This window comes from Croceitalea rosinachiae (genome assembly GCF_031846445.1).
Taxonomy (GTDB): Bacteria; Bacteroidota; Bacteroidia; order Flavobacteriales; family Flavobacteriaceae; genus Croceitalea; species Croceitalea rosinachiae.
Genome location: NZ_JAVRHR010000014.1, coordinates 1 through 2,356, shown reverse-complemented (window position 1 = coordinate 2,356; position 2,356 = coordinate 1). Strand labels below are relative to the sequence as shown.

Here is a 2,356-nt window from a genome sequence, read left to right as displayed (position 1 = left end):
GGTACAGGTTACCAGGACGGTGAACGTAAGCGCCGCACCGGTTACGGATGTGTTCTTTGTGGTCAATCCAGAAATATCAAATGTAACGGACGGCGACACATTCTCTGTTACTATTCAGGTACAGGCCAATGACCAGCCAGTAGACGGTTCAGAGGTTCATTTGACTTTTGACTCCGCCATAGTGGAAGTAAGCTCTTTAACACCTGGCGGTACTTTGACCCTGCCCTTGATAAGCGAAACTTCTGATAACACTTTGGGAACCATAGACTATTCAGTAGGATCTTTGTCAGGACCTGTTTCAGGAACTTTTGATTTGCTGACAATAGAGTTCAGTGCCGTTGGTGCAGGTTCAACACAGTTGAATTTTATAGATCCAGATGGGGCCGCTTCCACAATTGCAACCTTTGGTGGCAATAATGTTCTCACGGGAACAACCAATGGACTGGTCAACGTCGATGAAAACCCAGGTTTGACTATCACGCCGGATCCAATCCTAACGAACTTATTGTCCAATCAGACCACAACCGTAGACTATGTAGTAGATGCAAATGATACTACTGCTTTACCTTCGTCTGCTAGTATGGCCCTCATTGATGATGCAACAAGTAATCCTGCCACATGGGCGACTACTGTTTCATCTGCAGATCAGGGTATTACCTATCAGGTGAACTTTGATGCAACCGGACTCGCCCCGGGAACCTATACAGGAACCTTAACCGCTAGTGGGGTTGCCGGATACGACGATGCAACAGCTGTGGTCAGCTTAACCGTAGATCCCCCACCGAGTTTGGTAATTACACCGAATCCCATAAATGCGACAGTTGAAACTGAACAGAGTACAACGGGATCTTTTACCGTAGGAACGTCAGATGAGAGTTCATTGCCTGGAGACCTACTCCTTTCTGCAGTGGATGATGCTACCATTTTAACGCCAACCTGGTTGAGCTTTAATCCTGGAAACGACGGATTTGAAGTGGATGCTACAGACCTACCGCCTGGAACCTATTCTGCTACCGTAACGGGAACGGGTACCGGGTACAACGACGGAACTACTGTAATCAACCTATTTGTTACTGCACCTGAAGTGACTTGTGCACGTGTCGCTTTCGACACCGGCGGTGGACTAGCTGGTTCCAGTACTTTTGGTGGAGGCTTATTCATCAACAACAATTCCACGAGTAGTGTGAACATTGTTTCTGTAAGCATAGATTTAAGTACTGCAGTATTCCCGAATATGCTCTTCGATCCCATAGGAACAGCTGGCGATGCCACGGCTTCCTGTGTGGAGATCATAGGACAAACTGGAGGAGACGGTAGTGTAGGACTCACTATTCCTGGGAATGCTGGATCTGGAAATGATCCTGATTGTGTAGATCCTTTCTCAGGCGAAATCGTTCCTGGGGGATATACTGTGATGACCCTGGATTTTACCGACTTTGAACCCGGAGAGGAATTAAATATTGAAGTAGATGTCGATCCGTTGAGTATTATAGGCTTCAACTCCGCTGGAAATGCGGGAGCTGTTTCGGGATCTGAATTGATTGGCTCTACCATAACTGTTACGTACTCTGATGGAACTTCGGCAACGCGCCAGTTGTATCAAGTAGGTGCCAGCTTAGTGAATTCTGAAAACTTCTTTAACCCAGAGACCCCCCAGTGTGTGGCTCCTTCTTTAAGTGTGGGAGGTATCGCTGGAAATGGTATTGTGTCTGAAACCGATCAGATTGCAACCATCACCGGTCCTGCCAACGCAGCTGTCGAAGTGTTGGTTTATGGAACCACCTTGGAAGATCTTGTAATTGATCCAACTACCCTGGATCCATTTGAAATGAACAAGACACAGTCTCTACAAGCACTTACGACCACGCTAAATGGTGCGGGAACTAATGAGGTAGCACTTGACTTGACAGGTACTTCCGATAGCATGACCTACTACATCGTAGCTACAATCATTCCTGCTACGGATGGTTGTGGACAAGGTGCATGTGATATATCTAATGTGGTGCGCATTAAATTAGATGAAAACCTAGAGGGTACGATCTGGCTGGAAGACTTTGAGGATTTGTCCAATGGCGACGTGGTTGACAACGGTGCCACGGCTTGGAGCTCTGCCCGTACCGGCGGTACCTTCGAGGTATTGGACGGCAGGTTCTGGACCAATGTATCCGGTGGTGTGGGCACTTGGACCTCCGAGGTTATACCTATTGGCGGAACGGTATCGCTATCGATGGACGTCGATGATTCCGACGACAACAAGGAGAGTTCCGATTTCGTGCGTGCCCTCTACATATTGGACGGCGGCACACCGGTGGAGTTCGGATTTGTGAACAACGACATCGACCCACAGACCTTCATC

General features: G+C 47.9%; 1 protein-coding gene. It reads left to right on the top strand.

Features of this window, described 5'->3' with window-relative positions; genetic code table 11:
* Nucleotides 1-2,356: cohesin domain-containing protein (locus RM706_RS16440; protein ID WP_311353360.1), on the top strand; the 2,356-nt coding region annotated here is incomplete at both ends.